Genomic DNA, 18858 nt, shown 5'->3' with positions numbered 1-18858 from the left:
CGCCATGCCCCGCCCCACCCTGCCGCTGTACGCGCTATCGGTGTTCGATGCCGCCGCCCGCCACCAAAGCTTTACCCGCGCCGCCAACGAGCTGTGCCTGACCCAGGGCGCGGTCAGCAAGCAGGTGGCGCTGCTGGAAGCGCATCTGGGCTACGAGCTGTTCCACCGCTTTGCGCGCAGCCTGCGGCTAACGCCGCGTGGCGAGATGCTGCACGGCTACGTGCAGCGCGCCTTCGGCGTGCTGGAGCAAGGCCTGGACGCCACCGCCATGCTGAGCACGCCGGTCAACATCAAGGCGCCCAGCTGCGTGGTGCGCTGGCTGCTGGCGGCGCTACGCGACTTCAACGGCCAGCACCCCGACATCCCCATCCAGCTGTGCAGCAGCCACGACCACGACGTCAACTTCGCCCGCGAAGACTTCGACCTGGCGGTGGTGTACAAGCCGCATACCGCGCTGGGCGCGCTGGACACGCTGCTGTTCCGCGAACAGCTGACGCCGGTGATCGCCCCCGAGCTGCTGGCGCGTTGCGGCCAACCATTGCAGCAGGCCGCCGACCTGGCACACTTCCCGCTGCTACACCCGTCGCTGGACAAGCGCGACTGGCGGCAATGGCTGGCGCAGCGCCAGGAAAGCACGGTGGACTACCGCCGCGGCACAGTGTTCGACACGCTGGACCAGGCGATGAACGCCGCAGTGCAAGGCTTTGGCGTCACGCTGGGCGACGTGACGCTGCTGCACGAAGAGCTGGCCAGCGGCCGCGTGCTGGCACCGCTGGGGCCGCCGTTTGGCAACGGTTTTGCCTACGCGCTGGCCATGCGGCCGGACGGCCCGCCCGGCGTCGCCACCGTGCAGCAGTGGCTGCTGGCACGGGCGCCGGCGGGCTGACACCCGCCCGTGGTACCATGCCGCCCTGCTGCCTGTGACGGGCAGCGCTGCACGGCGGCCAACCCTGGCCGCCCCCTGTCGTTACCCGGCCCTGCGCCAGTGCGGCTTTACCTTTTCGGGTCGCCTGGCGGCTGCATTCATGATCACACTCAAAAACGTCGTACTGCGTCGCGGCAGCAAGCTGTTGCTGGATGGCGCCACCGTTACCCTGAACCCGGGTGAGAAAGTGGGCCTGGTTGGCCGCAACGGCGCCGGCAAATCGTCGCTGTTTGCCGTGCTCAACGGCAGCCTGCACGAAGACGGCGGCGACTTTCACATCCCGGCGCAATGGCGCATGGCGCAAGTGGCGCAGGACATGCCGGAAACCGCGCAAAGCGCTACCGACTTTGTAGTAGAAGGCGATACCGCGCTGCTGGCCGCGCAGCAGGAAGTGGCAGCAGCCGAAGCGGGCGACGACTACATGCGCATGGCGCACGCCTATACCGCGCTGAACGACGCCGGCGCGCACGACGCCCCCGCCCGCGCCCAGGCGCTGATTCTGGGCCTGGGTTTTAGCGTGGCCGAGCTGCAGCGCCCGGTAAACAGCTTTTCCGGCGGCTGGCGCATGCGCCTGCAGCTGGCCCGTGCCCTGATGTGCCCGTCCGACCTGCTACTGCTGGACGAACCCACCAACCACCTGGACCTGGACGCCTTGGTGTGGCTGGAAGCGTGGCTGAAGCAATACGCCGGCACCCTGGTGGTAATCAGCCACGACCGCGAATTCCTGGACGCCATCACCAACGTCACGCTGCACATCGACCACGGCCGGCTGGTGCGCTACGGCGGCAACTACAGCAAGTTCGAAGACATGCGCGCCGAGCAGATGGTGCTGCAGCAGGCCGCGCAGGCCAAGCAGCAGGAAAAGATCGCCCACCTGCAGAAGTTCATCGACCGCTTCAAGGCCAAGGCCAGCAAGGCCAAGCAGGCGCAAAGCCGGGTGAAGGCACTGGAGCGCATGGAAAAAATCGCGCCGGTACTGGCCGACGCCGAATTCCAGTTCGAATTCAAAGAGCCATCCAGCCTACCCAACCCGATGCTGACGCTGAACGAAGCCGCCTTCGGCTACCCGGCGCCGAACGACGCGCCGGCTGGCACGCCGCCGACGGTGATCGTGCAAGGCGTACGCCGCTCGGTGCTGGCCGGCCAGCGTATCGGCATCCTGGGCGCCAACGGCCAGGGCAAATCCACGCTGGTGAAAACCGTGGCCGAGGCGCTGCGCCCGGTCAGCGGCGAAGTCATTCGCGGCAAGGGCCTGAGCATTGGCTACTTTTCGCAGCAGGAGCTGGACGTGCTGCGCCCGGAAGACGACCCGCTGCAACACATGCTGCGCCTGGCGCGCGACACCCCTGCCGCGCTGCGCCCGCCTGCAGCCGACTGCCGCGAGCAAGGCCTGCGCAACTTCCTGGGCACCTTCAACTTCAGCGGCGACATGGTCAAGCAGCCCGTGGGCAGCATGAGCGGCGGCGAAAAAGCGCGCTTGGTGCTGTGCATGATCGTGTGGCTGCGCCCCAACCTGCTGCTGCTGGATGAACCGACCAACCACCTCGACCTCGCCACCCGCGAGGCGCTGAGCGTGGCGCTGAACGAATTCGAAGGCTCGGTGATGCTGGTCAGCCACGACCGTGCGCTGCTGCGCGCCGTGTGCGACGAGTTCTGGCTGGTCTCGCGCGGCGGGGTCAGCGACTTCGAAGGCGACCTGGACGACTACCAAGTGTACCTGCTGGAAGAAGCCAAACGCCGCCGCGAACAAGCCGCCGGCAAGCGCTAAGCCCCTTCCGTCACCCCGCCCGCCCCCTGCCGTGTCACACCGGCCGGGGGCGTGTTTTTTGCCGGCCGCCATCTCTGGCGGCGCCCTGGGCACCCCACCACCATACGTCTCCCCACCACCGCCCCAAAGGGGTCTGCCCAACCGCACTTGATAGTGATAAATCGGCAAAGACCACTATGATCTAAAAGGAAATACAAAAAAATAAATCGACGGAGAGACACGATGCGTTTTATCGACAACCTGACCATGCGCGGCAAGTTCATGGTGAATTTTGTGCTCAGTGGCGGCATCCTGGTGCTGGCCATGCTGTTCCTGCTGTGGCAAGTGGGCAGTATCCGGCAATCGGTACAGGCCGTTGCCGACAATGCCCTGCCCTCGATCGAGGCTACTGGCGACATCAGCCAGCTGCGTTTGCGTTACCGTGTCCGCAGCCTGGAGATGCTGTTGGCCACCACGCCGGAAGAACAAGCCAAGCTGGCCAAGTCGCTGCAAGAGCTGGACGGCAAACTGGCCGAGGCGCTCAAAGCCTACGAGCCACTGATCACCACCGACGAAGAACGCCAGACTCACCAGGCTACCGTGGCCGCCGCTGCCGCGTACCGGGCTGCGGTCGAACAAGCCCTGGCGCTGCGCAGCCAGGGCAAGGAAGCCGAAGCGCTGGCACTGTCCAAGAAAGAATGGGTAACGCTTGCCAACCAGCTGCGCGACCAGACCGACAAGCTGGGCAAGCTCAAACACGAGTACGCCGCCCAGGCCGCCACCAACGCCCGCGACTCGGTATCCAGCACGCTGCTGGTAGGTAATAGCGCCCTGGTACTGGCCCTGCTACTGGCTATTCTGGTGTCGTTCCTGATGGCACAGCGCATCAGCCGCCGCCTGCGTGACACCATCGACGCCGCCAGCCACATCGCCGAAGGCAATCTGTGCAGCGCCATGCCAGCGGTAACCCGCGACGAAATCGGCCAGATGATCCAGGCCATGTCGCGCATGCAGCACCAGCTGCGCGAAGCCATGCTGGAAACCCGCGACAGTGCCCACACCCTGCTGCAATCGTCGCAACAGCTGCACCACTCGGTGAAAGACATGGAAACCGCCGTCAGCCTGCAAAGCGAAGCCGCCTCCGGCATTGCGGCCAACACCGAACAGCTGACCGTGTCCATCAGCCACGTGGCCAGCAATACCGAGTCGGCGGCCAGCCTGACGCGCACCTCCGACGAACAGGCGCTGCAGGGCTACGCCATGCTGCAGGACCTGATCAAACGGACGCAGGAAGTGGCCGGCGTGGTGACCGCCGCCGCTCAGCGCATCAACCAGTTGCAAGGCGATTCTGCCCGCATCTCCACCATCGTGGCGGTGATCAAGGACATTGCCGACCAGACCAACCTGCTGGCGCTGAACGCTGCCATTGAAGCCGCCCGCGCCGGCGAGATGGGGCGTGGTTTTGCCGTGGTAGCCGACGAAGTACGCAAGCTGGCGGAGCGCACCGCACAATCCACCAACGAGATCGTGGGCATGGTCACCAGCATCCAGCAGTCCACCCAGCAGGTGGTGGCCGAGGTTGGCAACGGCGTCAATATGGTGAACAGCAGCGTGACCGACGCCCGTGCCGCCGGCGAAAGCGTGGCCAGCCTTCGCAATATGTCGCAGCAGATTGCCGGTATTGTCGAAGAACTGAGCAGCGCGCTGCAGCAGCAATCACAGGCCTCGACCGAAGTGGCGCAACGCATCGAAAGCGTCGTGGGCCACGCGCAGGAGGTAGCTAACACCGCGCTGCAAACCACGCATACGGCCGATACCATGGAGCAAGTCGCACTGCGCATGCAGAAGCTGGTGGGCCGCTTCCAGGTGTAGGCCGGTTGTGCTGTGGTGTGGCGTGGGCCAATGCCCGCCACACGGTAAAACGGCCCGCGTCAGCGGGCCGTTTTTTTGCGGGCCTACTCGGCCCAGCGCGCCTGGATCTGCCGCAGTACCGGCTCGATGGCCAGAAAATGCGCCACCAACACCGGGTCGAAGTGCTTGCCGGCTTCGGCGGCGATGTGCGCCAGTGCCGCCTCTATCGTCCACGCCGCCTTGTACGGCCGCACGCTGGTCAGCGCGTCGAACACGTCGGCAATGGCCACGATGCGGGCGGCCAAGGGGATGGCCTCGCCGGCCAGGCGCTGCGGGTAGCCGCTACCATCCCAGCGCTCGTGGTGGCAGTGCGCGATGGTGGCCGCCATCTGCAGCAGGCTGGAGCGGTCGTCGCCCATGATGCGGGCGCCGATTTCGGCGTGGGTCTGCATGATGCGCCACTCGTCGGCGTCCAGTTTGCCGGGCTTTTGCAGGATGGCGTCGGGGATGCCGATCTTGCCGATATCGTGCATTGGCGCCGCGTCCAGCAGCTCGTCGGCCCAGGCCACGGGCTGGCCGGCAGCCAACGCCAGCTCGCGCGCGTAGTGGCTCATGCGGATCACGTGCAGGCCGGTTTCGTTGTCTTTGAATTCGGCGGCGCGGCCCAGGCGGCGGATGATCTGCAGCCGCGTCTCGCGCAATTCCTCCACCCGCACCAGCGACAAGTGGGTACGCACCCGCGCCAGCACGATGGGCGGGCTGACCGGCTTGGTGATGTAGTCCACCGCGCCGGCGGCAAAGCCTTCGCTCTCGGCGTGGCTGTCGGACAGCGCGGTGACGAAGATCACCGGAATGCGCGCCGTGGCCGGGTCGGCCTTCAGCCGGCGGCACGCTTCCAGCCCGGTCATGCCCGGCATCATCACGTCCAGCAGGATCAGCGCCGGCTGTTCGCGCTGCGCCAGTTGCAGCGCCTTGTCGCCGTCGCGGGCAAACTGCAGCCGGTAATGGTCCTGCAGGATGTGGCGCAGTACCTGCAGGTTGGTGGGCTCGTCGTCAACCAGCAGCAATAGCGGGCGGGTGTCGGTGGGGGGCATGGCGTCTACCTTGTCTGCGCTGCCGCCTGGCGCAGCTGCGCCAGCGTCTGCAACGCCGCATCAAAATCGAATTCGTCCAGCGCCTGCTGCAAGGCGGGCAACAAGGGGTGTGGCCACACGGCTTGCAGCGCGGCCAGGCTGGCGTCGTCGAGCTCGCCATGCTCGCAAGCCTGTTGCAGCTTGTCCAGCAACGCGGCGGCCTCTTGGGCGGGTAGCAGCGCGGCCGGCGTGTCGGCTGCCGGGGCCACGTCGGTATCGACAGCGCCCGGCAAGGCCGCAGCCACCGCCTGCAGGGCGGCGGTCAAGCCGTCCGCCAGGCGGGCGATGTCGCCGTCGCCGTGCTCCAGCGCGGCCGCCGCGGCGGCGACACGACGCAAGCCAAGGTTGGCCGCCGCACCACGCAGGCGGTGGGCCAATGCCGCGCGCGCTTCGGCAGGCTGTGCGGCCAACTGCGCGGCCACGTCGTGGTAGTCGGCCAGCAGCCGGCGCCAGCGCGCCTGTACCTTGTCTTGGCTGCCCCAGAGTGCAACGGCAGCGTCCAGGTCGATGTCTTGTGCCGCGGCGCCCTCGCCGGCCACCGCCGCTTGGGCCAGGCCCAACACGCGCGCCATTTCCGCCAGCAGCGCCGGCGGGTCCACCGGCTTGGTGGCAAAACCGTTCATGCCGGCGGCCTCGGCGTCTTCGCGGTCCTGGCTGAGCACGCTGGCGGTAAGCGCAATCACCGGCACCGTCGCCAGTTGGCGGCCAACTTCCCACTGCCGGATGCGGCGGGTGGCTTCCAGTCCGTCCACGCCGGCCATCTGCACGTCCATCAGCACCAGGTCGAAGGGTTGGCTGCAGTAGGCGGCCACGGCGTCGGCGCCGCCAGCGGCGGTGACCACCTGGTGGCCGTGCCGCGCCAGCACCAGCTGCAGCAGCTCCAGGTTTTCTGCCACGTCGTCCACCGCCAGGATGCGTAGCGGCGGCAGGCTGGCCACCTCGTCAACACCAGCAGCCAATGCCGGCACCACCGCCTGCGCAGCCGGCAACGGCAGCGTCACGCTAAAGCAGCTGCCTTCGCCCAGCCGGCTTTGTACCGTGATCTGGCCTTGCATCAGCTCCACCAGCTGGCGGGCGATGGCGGTGCCAAGGCCGGTGCCGCCAAAGCGGCGCGCCATGCTGGCGTCGGCCTGGGTGAACGGGGCGAAGATGCTGTCCAGGCGGTCGGCGGCAATGCCGATACCGGTATCGCGCACCGTCAGCTGCAGTTGGCCGCCGTGCTGGCGTACCGACAGCGTGACGCTGCCGCGCTCGGTGAACTTGACGGCGTTGCCCAGCAGGTTGGTGAGGATCTGCCGCACACGCAGCGCGTCGCCGTGGAAGGCGTGCGGGCAGTCGGCGGCGTAATCCAGCTGCAGCTGCAGGCCTTTGCTGGCGGCCTGCAGCGCGAAGGTGCCCACCAGTTGCTCGCACAGCGTGTACAGCGAAAAATCGTGCCACTCCAGCGCCAGCGCACCGCGCTCCAGCTTGGCGGTGTCGAGGATGTCGTTGAGCAGGCGCAGCAGCGAGTGGGCGGCGTCGTGCACGGTGCGCAGGTGGCGCGCCTGCTGCGGGTCCAGCGCCGTGCCCTGCAGCAGCTCGGTAAAGCCGATGATGGCGTTCATCGGGGTGCGGATTTCGTGGCTCATATTGGCCAGGAACATGCCCTTGGCCTGGGCGGCATGCTCGGCGCGGTCGCGCGCTTCCACCAGCTCGCGCTCCATGCGCTTGCGCGGGGTGAGGTCGCTGGCCAGCTTGACGATCTTCCACGGTTTGCCGTCGGCGTCGAGAATGGGGTTATAGGTGGCCTGGATCCATACCTCGCTGCCGTCGGCGCGCAGGCGGCAGAACTCGCCACTGTGGAACTCGCCACGCTGCAACGCGGCCCAGAAGTCGCTGTAGGCCTGGCTGTCGGCCTCCTCTGGCCGGCACAGCCGGCGGTGATGTTGGCCGCGCAGCGCGTCCAGCCGGTAACCCACCAGCTGCAGGAAGTTGTCGTTGGCGTCCAGGATGTGGCCGTGCAGGTCGAACTCCAGCACCGCCATGGCCTGACGGATGGCGGCCACCACGCCTGCGTGCTCGGCGGTGCGCGCCTTGCTGTCGGTGATGTCCACGATCACGCCGTCTATCCACTGCGCGCTGTCGTCCATGTCGTACACGCCGCCGGCGCTTTCCGATACCCAGCGCTCGCCGCCATCGCGGTGGAAGATGCGGTATTCCACCACGTAGGAACGGTGCTCGCGCAGCGCACTGTCCACCGTGTCGCGCACGCGGGCCAGGTCGTCGGGGTGCATGATGCTGACCATGCTGAGGCTGCCGTTCAGGAACAGCTCGCGCTCCCAGCCGGTAAGCGCGGTGATGGCGTGGCTGATGAACAGCTTGCTCCAGTCGCCGTCCACTTTGCTGCGAAACGCCACACCGGGCATGTTGGCGATCAGCGTGCGGTACTGGGTTTCGCGCGCTTGCAGCTCGCGCGCCAGCCGGGTGCGCTCGCTGATATCGGTCACAAAGCCGATGAAGCGCACCTGCTTGCCGGACTGGGCGCGGCCTACCGCCAGCCGGATCGGAAACACGCTGCCGTCGCGGCGCTGCGCCATCACCTCGCGCCCCACGCCGATCACGCGAGCGTCGCCGGTGGCCAAGTAGTGCGCCAGGTAGCCGTCGTGGCCAGAACGGTAGGGGTCAGGCATCAGCTGGTTGATGTTGTGGCCGATCAGCTCGCTGGCAGCCCAGCCGAACATCTGCTCGGCGGCCTGGTTCAGCGCCAGAATGTGGCCGCGGCTATCAATGGTGATGATGCCGTCCACGGCGGTATCCACCACCGCGCGCAGCTCGGCTTCGTTCTGCTGCATCTGCGCAAACAGCTGGCGGTAGCGCAGCATGGCGTTACCGGCCAGCACAAACACGCCGGCCGTGAGCGTGAACAGCGCAATGGCCAGCGCCAGGTAGGTATTGTCGCCCTGCAGCGGCGTGCCCGACGGGTCGGGGTAGCCGATGAAACGCGCCGCCGCCATGCCGGTGTAGTGCATGCCGGCAATGGCCAGCCCCATCACTACCCCGCCCAGCACGATGGATTGCATGGCGGTGAAGGTGCCGCGCCGGCGCAGGCCGAAGCGTATCCACAGCGCCAGCATGGCCAGCACCACCGCCACCACGATGGACGCGGCAAACCACAGCGGGTCGTAGCGCAGCTGCGGCGCCATCACCATGGCGGCCATGCCGCTGTAGTGCATGGTGCCGATGCTGCTGCCCACCAGCACGCCGCCCAGCAACAGCTGCAGGCTGGTGATCTGGCGCTGCCATAACAGGTTGAGGGTGACCCAGGACGCAAAAATAGCCGGCAGCATCGACAGCAGCGTCAGCCGGTAGTCATAGCTAACCGTGGTACACAGGTTGAAGGCCAGCATGCCGATGAAGTGCATCGACCAGATGCCCACCCCCAGCGAGAACGAGCCGGTGAGGAACGCGGTCTGCCGCAGCACGGCACCGTTGGCCAGCCGCGCCATGCCGGCCACCTGCAACGCCATGATGGACGACAGCACGGCCACCAGCACCGACAGTGCCAGCAGGTCGAAACGGTAGCTGCCTTGCAGCAGCAGCGCGGTGGGCACGCCATCGCGAATGAAGAAGAGATCGAGCATCGGGGCGCGGGGCAGCCGGGTTGGCCGCAACAGTAGAGGTTGCGGCCATTATAGAGGCCGGCCCCGGCCCCCGCCTGCCGACAAGGCCCTGCCACGCACAGGGCTTTAGCGGCTTAACGGCGCGAGATCAGCAAAATGCCGGTACCGATCAGCACCATGCCGGCCAGCTCGGCCGGGCCCGGCCACTCGCCCAGGCTGCTGGCGGCCATGCCCACAGCCAGCACCGGAATCACCAGCGCGTTGAAGCTGAGGGTAGACGCCGGCAGGCGGCGCAGCAGCCACAGCCAGGCCAGCCAGCCCACGGCGCTGGAAAACACCCCCGAATACACCAGCCCCAGCACAAAGGGTACCGACCACTGGATACCGGCAAAGTCGGCAAACGGCAGCAGCAGCGGCAACGGCGCCAGGCCGATCAGCGCCTGCCAGCCGGAAAAATTCAGGCTGTCCAGCGGGCCGTTCTGCGCCGCCCGTTTGGTCAGCACCGAACCCAGCGCCCACAACAGGCCGGCCAGTACCGCCAGCAGCATCGGCAGCACGCCGCCGTGCAGCTGCCACGGCGCCACGATCAGCATCAGACCGGCAAAACCGGCTGCCAGCGCGCGGCGGGCATTAGCGGAAAACGGCTCGCCCAGCAGCCAGTGCGACAGCAGCGCCACCCAGAACGGCATGGTGAACACCAACACCGAGGTGCGGCCGGCAGCGCCGGCCACCAGCGCCAGCGTCACCGTCAGGCCGTAGGCAAAGGTGGTGATCAGCCCCACCTTGGCGGCGTCGCCCAAGCGCTGCGGTTTCAGCGCCCGCCCGCGCGCCAGCAATACGCCAAACAGCGTCAGGCTGCCGATGCTGGTGCGCAGGATCAGGTGCGTCAGCGGCGTGGTGGCCTGCAGCGTCACCTTCATCACCACGTAGTTGTAGGCCCACATCGTCACCAGCCCGGCAAACAGCGCATAAGGCAACCAGCGGCTGGCGGACAGGTCGGCAAGGTTGGCCGCAAGGCGGCGGCTGAGGCTGGCGCTGGTCATGGCGGGCATTCCGGAGCAAGGACAATAGCGCCAGTGTAGGCAAGCCCCCGCCGCCACCTGCTGCGTTATCATGCACGACAGCGCAGCCAGGCTGCGACTTTGGCCGATTCAATGCAGGAAAACTGACATGCTGGATAACTACGACCGCAAGCTGCTGGCACTGCTGCAAGAAGACGCGCGCCAGACCCACGACGCGCTGGCCGAGGCGGTAAACCTGTCGCCTACCGCCGTCACCCGCCGCCTGAAACGGCTGCGCGCCGATGGCCACATCCGGCGCGAGGTGGCGCTGGTGGACCCGGCGCTGTTCGGCCGCAGCCTGCGCCTGGTGGTGAACGTGATGCTGCAGCGGGCGCAAACGCCGCTGGTGGACGCCTTCAAGGCCAGCATGCTGGCCGCGCCCGAGGTAATGGAGTGCTACAACGTCACCGGCCGCCCGGATTTTGTGCTGATGGTGCTGGTACGCGACATGGCCGACTACGAACGCTTTGCCCGCACCTACCTGATGAACAACCCGCACGTGCGCGAGTTCGAATCGCTAGTGGTGATCAACACCTGCAAATACACCACCGCCGTGCCGCAGGACGCCGACAGCGACGGCGCGTCGTAACGGCGCAGGGTTGGCCGCCGGCAAAACAAAACCCGGCGCGGGGCCGGGTTGCTATGGCGAGGCTGGCTGCCGCTTACTCTTCGTGCATCAGCGCGTGTTCGATCTCGGAAAACGCTTTCGGCACGCGCACGAAGTTCAGCGAGGTGCCCAGGCGGCGGGCGATGGTAGAGGTGGAGAACAGGCCGCACACCTCGTAGTGGCCGCTGGCCGCGTTGTGCTCCACCACCAGCGCGTGCTGGCGACCCAGGTCTTTCATGGTGGCCACGATATGGCCCACGGTGGAGCGGCTGATATCGGCCAGGTTCAACGCTTCCAGCTGTTTGCGCGGCGTCATCACGTCCCCCACCACGATCTCGCGGTGGCGCTTGCCGTGTTCGTGGATCTGCTTCAGCGGGCGCTCGCCCAGCACGTCGGTGGCGGTCAGCAGGCCGGCAAAGCTGCCGTCGGCGTCGGTCACGAACAGCAGGCGGATACCGTGGCTCACCATGCGGGCGTGGGCGTCATCCAGCAGCGCGTCTTCATTGATGCTGATCGGGTCGATGACGCGCAGGTCGGTCATCACTTCGGTGGCCGGGCTTTTCAGCGTCACCGGGCGTTGCGGGCGCTGTTCGACGTGGATCAGGTCGGTATTGGCAGGCAGGGTAACCGTATTCAGGGCGTGGTAGTCCATGGTGATGCTCCTCTTTGCAGGCGCCGCAGCCGGCTACGGGCACGGCACCCTGGGATTGTCTTGCCGCCCGGGGCGGGCGGGGGGGCCGGTCAAGCCGTCTCACTCCCCTTTGCTTGCCGGTACTTTCATCTAAGCACAGCGGCACGGAATGCACAGCTTTTTTATGCAAGCATCGGTAACGGTTTGTTATGAAGCTGGCCATCCATACCACAGCATAAGCAAAAAAAACCGCCCCGGAGGGCGGTATGAGTGATGGAGTATTGCACGATGAAACACGGTTAACCGGCCATGACGGCCTCGACTTCGTCGGCAGTCTTGGCGATGGGTTCGCCCAGCACGCGGCTGCCATCGACGGTGACCAGCACGTCGTCTTCGATGCGGATGCCACCGAAGTCGCGGTATTCGTTGAAATGGGCGTAGTTGATGTACTGCGCGTGGCGGCCTTCGGCTTGCCAGGCATCGATCAGCGCCGGAATGAAGTAAATGCCCGGCTCCACGGTAATCACCATGCCGGCCAGCAGCGGTTTGCCCAGGCGCAGGTAGCCCAGGCCGAACAGCGGGCTGCGCTCGGTGCCGTCGCCGTAGCCCACCAGGTCTTCACCCAGGCCTTCCATATCGTGCACGTCCATGCCGATCTGGTGGCCCAGGCCGTGCGGGAAGGCAATGGCGTAGGCGCCGCTTTCCACGATAGCGTCGGCGTCACCGTGGAAGAAGCCCAGCGCGCTCATGCGTTCCACCATGACGCGGGCGGACAGCTTGTGGATATCCAGGTAGCGCACGCCGGGGCGGATGGCGTCGATAGCGGCCAACTGCATGGCCAGCACGGTGTCGTACAGTTCGCGCTGGCGCGGACTGAATTTGCCGCCCACCGGAATGGTGCGGGTGATGTCGCTGGCGTAGCCACCGCCACTGGCGGCGCCGGTGTCGTTGACCACCAGGTCGCCGGCTTGCAGCACCTGGTCGTGATGATGGTTGTGCAGCACCTCACCACGGCGCGAGAAGATGCTGGGGTAGGCCAGCTGCCAGTCGTGACGGCGCACGATGCCTTCCATTTCGCCGACGATGGCGTGTTCCACCACGCCAGGGCGGGCGGCACGCATGGCGGCCAGGTGGGCGTCGCGGGTCACCGCCAGCGCAGCTTCCATCTCGGCGATTTCCTCCTCGCCCTTGATTTCGCGCAGGCTCACCACGGCACGGGTCAGCGCCTCGCTGTAGCCTTGCTGTGCCGTTTGCGGGTTACAGTCCAGCAGGCCGGCCAGCGCCAGCACGGTTTCGCCACGGTAGGGCTGCAGGTAGTGCACGCTGCGGCCGGCAGCGCGGGCAGCGGCCAGCACGCCCGCCAGATCAGCGTAGGGCTGGCTGCGGCCAACCTGGGCACGCGCGGCGCGCTCGGCCAGCGTGGGCAGCTCGCCGGTCCACACGATATCGGCCACGTCCGGGTCGTTGCCGAACAGGGTGGTGTCGCCACTGGCGGTATCCATCACGCCGGCCAGGCCCGGCTCGTTCAGGCCGAAGAAGTAGCGGAACGAGCTGTCCTGCACGAAGGGGAAAATGTTGTCGTGGTAGTTCATCGGCGAATCAACATTGCCCAAAAACAGGATCAGGCTATCGGGCAGCAGGGCAGCAAGCTTGTCGCGGCGCTGCTGGTAGATGGCGGGCTGGAACATGGTGGCTTCCGGTGGTGAGCGGTGAAGCCAGCATTTTTGTATACAATCGCCTATTTGTATAGAAAAACAGGCCAACATCCGCCGGATGTGGCCTGTGCAGTGGCAGCATTGCCACTTTTCAGCGTTTAGCCGTGCTTTCGCGGCAGGAAGTAGCGTCCTTGGCCGGCTTGGGTAGCTGCCAGCGCAGCAGCAGGCTCACCGCCACACCGGCCAGCAGTGCCCACAGCGGCGCGCCGATACCGGCAAAACTCACCCCCGACGCCGCCACCACAAAGGTCAGCAAAGCCGCCTCGCGCTGGGTGTCGCTGGCCAGCGCTGCCGACAGGGAACCGGCCAGCGTGCCGAACAGCGCCAGCGCCGCCGCCGCCATCACCAGCGCCTTGGGCAGCACCAGCAGCAGCGCTACCAGCGCACCGCCAAACAGCGCCACCAGGATGTAGCAGCAGGCAGCCACCACGCCGGCTTTCCAGCGCTGGGCGCGGTCCGGGTGGGCTTCGGGGCCGGTACACATCGCCGCCGTGATCGCTGCCAGCACCACGCCGTGGCAACCAAACGGCGCCAGCAGCAGCGAGGCACCGCCCAGCGCGCTGACCGGCACCCGCGCCGGGATGTCGTAACCGTCGTTCTTCAACACTGCCATGCCGGGCAGAAACTGGCCGGTGAGCGCTATCAGCGCCAACGGCAGCGCAATATTGCTGAGGCCGGCCAGCGTAAACACCGGCGTGGTCCACAGCGGGCCGCTGGCGGCACTGGCCAGGCTGGGCGCCGCGGCAAAGCCACCGGTCGCCGCCAGAAACACGCCGCCCAGCGCCAGTGCGCCCATCAGCGCGTAGCGCGGCCACAAGCGGCGGCCGACAAAAAACATCAGCGCCATCGGCAGCACCAGCGCCGCGTGCTCGCGCACCGCCGGCACCAACTCGGCCACAAAACGGAACAGGATGCCGGCCAGCAAGGCGGCGGCCAGCGCCGGCGGAAAGCGTTTCATCAGCGCATCAAACGCGCCGCTGATGCCGATCAGCCAAACCAGCAACCCGGCGATAACATAACCGCCCACCGCCTCCGGGTAGCTCACCGTGGGCAGCGCGGCCAACAGCAGCGCGGCGCCAGGCGTGGACCAGGCGGTAATGATGGGCATCTTCCAGCGCCACGACAGCCACAGGCCCACCACACCGGAGCCGATAGACACCGCCCACAGCCAGCTGGCCAGCTCGGCGGCGCTGAGGCCGGCCTGCTGCGCGGCATGCACGATGATCAGAAAGGGGCCGGTATAGCCGACGGCAATCGTCAGTACACCGGCGATCAGGGTAGACGGGGGTAAATGTTTCAGCATGCTGTTCTTTCATACAAAAGGCTTCCGGGTAGGCCGCCACGGGTCAAGCACCCCCGCAGGCTGCGCTGCCGTCTGGGCAGCCGCTTGCTGTATGGCCCGCCGCACGCAGCAGGCAGAACAGCACCGGTAAGGCGACTGTACGCGGCTAACGCGTGGCCCGCCTGCCACAGCCGGCTACAACACACTGGCGCGCGCCGCGTCTGTTCTATATAACAGAACGATGACCGATACCGCCTCCCCCGCCATCTACCAGCGCATTGCGGCCAACTTGCTGCAACAACTGGATAGCGGCCACTACCCGCCCGGCAGCCGCCTGCCGTCGGTACGCGCACTGGCCGCCCAGCACGGTGTGAACGTGCTGACCGCGCTGGCCGCCTACCGTCACCTGGAACAGCAACAGCGCGTCGTCGCCCGGCCGCGCGCCGGCTACTTTGCCGCGCTGCCGCCTCACCCGGCAGCCGGCAACGCGCGCAGCACACCGCTGCCGGCCGCCGCCGCGCTGGTGGACCTCAAAAGCCGCATGTCCACGCTGCTGCAGCTGGGCGATGCCCGCATCCAGTGGCAACTGCACATGGCCGAGGCGTCGCCAGTGCTGTACCCGTCGGCCGAGCTGGCGCGCCGGCTGCAAGCCACGCTGACACGCCAGCCGGCGCTGATCGGCGCCCACCTGCCGGGCGACATCCAGCGCCGCCTGTGCCTGGGCTTGCAGCAAGTGGCCACCGAACGCGGGCTATCGTTACCAGTGGACGGCATCCTGCCCTGCCACGGCATTACCGAGGGCATCAGCCTGGCGCTACGCCACCTTACCCGCCCCGGCGACACGGTGGCGGTGGAAACCCCGGTCTACTTCGGCCTGCTGCAAACGCTGCAGGGGCTGGGGCTGAAGGCGCTGGAGATCCCCTGCACGCCGGACGCCGGCCTGTCGCTGGAAGCGCTGGAGTTTGCGCTGCGCCACGGCCCGGCAGTGAAGTGCCTGGTATGCGTGCCGCACTTCCAGAACCCCACCGGCGCGCTGATGCCGGATGAGCACAAGAAGCGCCTGCTGCAGCTGGCCAGCCAGTACGGCCTGACGCTGATCGAAGACGACGTGTTCGGCGACCTGTACTACGGCAGCGAGCGTCCCACGCCAATCAAAGCCTGGGACCGTCACGACGACGTGATCTACTGCGCCTCGTTCACCAAGAGCTACGCGCCGTCGCTGCGCCTGGGCTGGGTAGCCGCCGGCCGTCACCACGCCGCGCTGGCCCAGTTGCAGGCCAGCAGCACGCTGGCGGTGTCGCCGCTATTACAGGCGGTACTGGCCGAGGTACTGGAAAGCCGCGACTACCAGCGCACCAGCGCCCGCATCCGCCAGCAGCTGGCCAGCCAGATGCACGCCACCGCCGACGCGGTGCTGCGCCACTTTCCCAAGGGCACCCGCATCCGCAAGCCGCAAGGCGGCATGCTGCTGTGGGTGGAATGCCCGCCGGACAGCGACACCACCGCCTTGCTGCAGGCGGCGCTGGCCGACGGCATCAGCTTTGCGCCGGGCATGGCATTTTCGGCCGAGCCGCGCTTTGGCCACTGCCTGCGCATCAATTGCGGCCAACCGTTCACCCCGGCGCTGGACGCCGCCATCGCCACGCTGGGCCAGCGCCTTGCTACGCAATTATTGCAAGCACGGTGATACACTGGCAGGCCCGATACCGCGCTTGTGCCCTGACATGAAAGCCACGCCCAGCCTGCCGCCAGACGCCCTCCTGGCCTTTGACGCCCTTGCCCGCTGCCTCAGCTTCACCGCTGCCGCCAACGACCTGGGCTGCGCCAAAAGCCGCGTCAGCCAGCTGATCAAGGAGCTGGAACAAGAGCTGGGCACCGTGCTGGTGCTGCGCAACACCCGCCGCGTGGTGCTGACCGAAAGCGGCCAGCGCCTCGCGCGTCACGCCGAAAAGCTGCGCCTGCTGCTGTCCGGCATCCGCACCGATATCGAGGAAAGCAAAGACAAGGTAGAAGGCCCACTACGCATCGGCTGTTCTGCCGGCCTGGCGCAGCAGCTGCTGGGCCCGCTGCTGGCCGAGCTGGCCAGCGAATTCCCCGAGCTACAGATCCGCCTGCAAGTGGAAAACCGCGTGGTGGACCCAGTGGTGGAAGGGCTGGACTTCTGCCTGCGTACCCGCAATGTGCACGACGACCGCCTGGTAGCACGCCCGGTGGGCCTGGTATGGGAAAAACTGTACGCCTCGCCCGGCTACCTGGCCGAGCACGGCAGCCCGCACACGCTGGACGATCTGCAGGTACACCGCCTGATCAGCAACGCCTACTACAGCGAGCAGGGCGAAGAATGGCGGCTGGAGCGCGAGGAGCAGCAAACCACCATCAAGCTGCGCCCGGCGCTGACGGTAGACCAGTACAGCGTGGTGGCCTCCATCCTCAAACAGCACCACGGCATCGGCCTGCTGCCCAGCTATATGGGCCAGCCGCTGGTGGAAAAAGGCATCCTGGCCGAAGTGCTGCCAGACTGGCGCGCCGCCGGCTGGCCGGTGTTCCTGGTGTTTGCCTACCAGCAGCCGCTGCCGCGCAAATACCAGGCCTTCATGAGCTTCATCATCCCGCGCCTGCAAGCCACACTCGGCCACCCATGATTGACGCAGGCCAAGGTTGGCCGCGGGGTGCGCTGCTACAGTAGCCGCTTTCCTGCCGGCCGCGCCGGCATGCCATCGGGGGTTTTATGGTCGAACATGTAGATATCTTCATCGTGGGCGGCGGCATGGTGGGTACCGCCATCGCTGCCCGGCTGGGCCACAGCGGCCTGAACATCGCCGTGCTGGAACAGCAGGCCCCGCCCGCCTTCGACCCCGACAGCCCGCCCGACCTGCGCGTGTCCGCCATCAGCCCCGCCTCGCGCGCGCTGCTGGAACACATCGGCGCCTGGCAGCACATCGAAGCCATGCGCAGCGCGCCTTACCAGCGCATGCAGGTATGGGAAAACGACCGCAGCGCCGGCACCCTGTTCGACGCTGGCGAAGTGGACGCGGCCAACCTGGGCCACATCATCGAAAACCGCATCGTGCAGCTGGCCTGCACCCAGGCACTGCAACAGCACGCCAACCTCCAGCTGATCTGCCCGGACAGCATCCAGCGGCTGGACATCCAGGCCGGCGGCAGCCGCATCGAGCTGGCCAGCGGCCGCAGCTTTGTCGCCCGCCTGGTGATCGGCGCCGACGGCGCGCGCTCGCAAGTGCGCGACGCTGCCAGCATCGGCCTCAACAGCCACGAATACCCGATGCACGCTTTCGTCGCTACCGTCGGCATCCAGGGCGGCGAGCGTGACATCACTTGGCAGCGCTTCACCCCCAACGGCCCGCAATCGCTGCTGCCGCTGCCGGGCGACTACGCCTCCCTGGTGTGGTACCACCAGCCGCAACAGGTACAACAGCTGCTGCAACTGGACGATACTGCGCTAATCGCCGCATTCAGCCGCGAATTCCCCGACGCCCTGCCCACCCTCACCCACGTCATCAGCCGCGGCAGCTTCGCGCTGATCCGTCGCCACGCGCAAGACTACGTGCGCGCCGGCGTGGCGCTGGCCGGCGACGCTGCCCACACCATCCACCCGCTGGCCGGCCAAGGCGTCAACCTCGGCTTCCAGGACGTGGAAGCCCTGTGCGAAGTGCTGAAGCAGGCGCTGCAACAAGGCGAAGACATCGCCAGCCTGGCAGTACTGCAACGCTACCAGCGCCGCCGCATGCTGCCCAACCACGGCATGCAACGCCTGATGGACGCCTTCTGCTACGGCTTCAGCAACGACAGTGGCCCGCTGCGCTTCGTGCGTAACCTGGGCCTGAAACTGGCCAACCACAGCGGCCCGGTGAAGAAAGAAGTCATCCGTTATGCACTGGGCCTCAGTACCCCGGAGCAGCTGCTACCGCCGCCGCTGGCACTGCTCAAGCCCAGACTGAAACGCGCCTGATCGGCGATGTTCAAAGCAAAAGCCCGCGCCAGCGGGCTTTTTCATGACAGCATTGCCAACCGTCAGCTGCCGGATCGATAGCCGTAGCCCGGCATAAGCCGCAGGCGCATCCGGGGGCCGGCCGTAGGCCGGCATGGGGTGGGGGGCGACGTGGCCAAGGTTGGCCGCAAGGGGAAGATGGGAGCGTCGGGTGGGGCACGGTCGCAGTTTTCGCCGCGCCAATGCACAAAGCCCAGCTCGTTTGAGCTGGGCTTTGTCTTAAGGGAGTCTGGCGGTGTCCTACTTTCACACGGGTATCCGCACTATCATCGGCGCTGAGGCGTTTCACGGTCCTGTT

13 protein-coding genes are annotated in these 18858 nt (G+C 66.9%); 7 read left to right on the top strand and 6 right to left on the bottom strand.

The window, feature by feature from the left end:
- Positions 1–4: 4 nt before the first annotated feature.
- From FLQ03_RS01250 to FLQ03_RS01240, 3 genes are all read left to right on the top strand, one after another.
- On the top strand, positions 5–886 hold the full coding sequence (locus tag FLQ03_RS01250) for a LysR substrate-binding domain-containing protein (RefSeq protein WP_144373881.1): 882 nt from the start codon (positions 5–7) through the stop codon (positions 884–886).
- Positions 887–1025: 139 nt separating this feature from the next.
- Positions 1026–2693 (top strand): ABC-F family ATP-binding cassette domain-containing protein, encoded by a 1668-nt coding sequence (locus FLQ03_RS01245; protein ID WP_144373880.1) that lies wholly within the window; start codon positions 1026–1028, stop codon positions 2691–2693.
- 222 nt (positions 2694–2915) lie between these two features.
- Positions 2916–4544, top strand: a complete 1629-nt coding sequence (locus FLQ03_RS01240; RefSeq protein ID WP_144373879.1) for a methyl-accepting chemotaxis protein — start codon at positions 2916–2918, stop codon at positions 4542–4544.
- Positions 4545–4627: 83 nt separating this feature from the next.
- Here the strand turns inward: FLQ03_RS01240 and FLQ03_RS01235 are convergent, their stop codons facing one another.
- The 3 genes from FLQ03_RS01235 to FLQ03_RS01225 form a co-directional block, all read right to left on the bottom strand.
- On the bottom strand, positions 4628–5617 hold the full coding sequence (locus FLQ03_RS01235) for a response regulator (RefSeq protein WP_144373878.1): 990 nt from the start codon (positions 5615–5617) through the stop codon (positions 4628–4630).
- Between the two features lie 5 nt (positions 5618–5622).
- A complete protein-coding gene (locus tag FLQ03_RS01230) occupies positions 5623–9276 on the bottom strand; it encodes a PAS domain S-box protein (RefSeq protein WP_144373877.1) in 3654 nt (1217 codons plus the stop codon).
- Positions 9277–9389: 113 nt separating this feature from the next.
- A complete protein-coding gene (locus FLQ03_RS01225; RefSeq protein ID WP_170252277.1) occupies positions 9390–10298 on the bottom strand; it encodes a DMT family transporter in 909 nt (302 codons plus the stop codon).
- 127 nt (positions 10299–10425) lie between these two features.
- Between FLQ03_RS01225 and FLQ03_RS01220 the strand changes: the two genes are divergently transcribed.
- Positions 10426–10905, top strand: a complete 480-nt coding sequence (locus FLQ03_RS01220) for an Lrp/AsnC family transcriptional regulator (protein WP_144373875.1) — start codon at positions 10426–10428, stop codon at positions 10903–10905.
- 73 nt (positions 10906–10978) lie between these two features.
- Here FLQ03_RS01220 and FLQ03_RS01215 read toward each other — a convergent pair whose 3' ends face one another.
- The 3 genes from FLQ03_RS01215 to FLQ03_RS01205 all read right to left on the bottom strand — a co-directional run bounded on the left by FLQ03_RS01215 (position 10979) and on the right by FLQ03_RS01205 (position 14572).
- Positions 10979–11575: a CBS domain-containing protein gene (locus FLQ03_RS01215; protein WP_144373874.1), complete on the bottom strand. Its 597-nt coding sequence runs from the start codon at positions 11573–11575 to the stop codon at positions 10979–10981.
- 278 nt (positions 11576–11853) lie between these two features.
- Positions 11854–13242 carry an aminopeptidase P family protein gene (locus FLQ03_RS01210; protein WP_144373873.1) on the bottom strand — a complete coding sequence of 463 codons (1389 nt, stop codon included), beginning with the start codon at positions 13240–13242 and terminating at the stop codon, positions 11854–11856.
- 118 nt (positions 13243–13360) lie between these two features.
- On the bottom strand, positions 13361–14572 hold the full coding sequence (locus FLQ03_RS01205) for a benzoate/H(+) symporter BenE family transporter (protein WP_144373872.1): 1212 nt from the start codon (positions 14570–14572) through the stop codon (positions 13361–13363).
- A gap of 220 nt (positions 14573–14792) precedes the next feature.
- Between FLQ03_RS01205 and FLQ03_RS01200 the strand changes: the two genes are divergently transcribed.
- From FLQ03_RS01200 to FLQ03_RS01190, 3 genes are all read left to right on the top strand, one after another.
- Positions 14793–16238 carry an aminotransferase-like domain-containing protein gene (locus FLQ03_RS01200; RefSeq protein WP_144373871.1) on the top strand — a complete coding sequence of 482 codons (1446 nt, stop codon included), beginning with the start codon at positions 14793–14795 and terminating at the stop codon, positions 16236–16238.
- Between the two features lie 37 nt (positions 16239–16275).
- Entirely contained in the window at positions 16276–17193 is a 918-nt protein-coding gene (locus tag FLQ03_RS01195; RefSeq protein ID WP_144373870.1) for a LysR family transcriptional regulator, read from the top strand.
- 86 nt (positions 17194–17279) lie between these two features.
- Entirely contained in the window at positions 17280–18521 is a 1242-nt protein-coding gene (locus tag FLQ03_RS01190; RefSeq protein WP_144373869.1) for an FAD-dependent monooxygenase, read from the top strand.
- Positions 18522–18858 lie beyond the last annotated feature (337 nt).

The organism is Vogesella urethralis (assembly GCF_007644045.2).
Classification (GTDB): domain Bacteria; phylum Pseudomonadota; class Gammaproteobacteria; order Burkholderiales; family Chromobacteriaceae; genus Vogesella; species Vogesella urethralis.
This window is presented reverse-complemented; position numbering and strand designations above follow the sequence as displayed.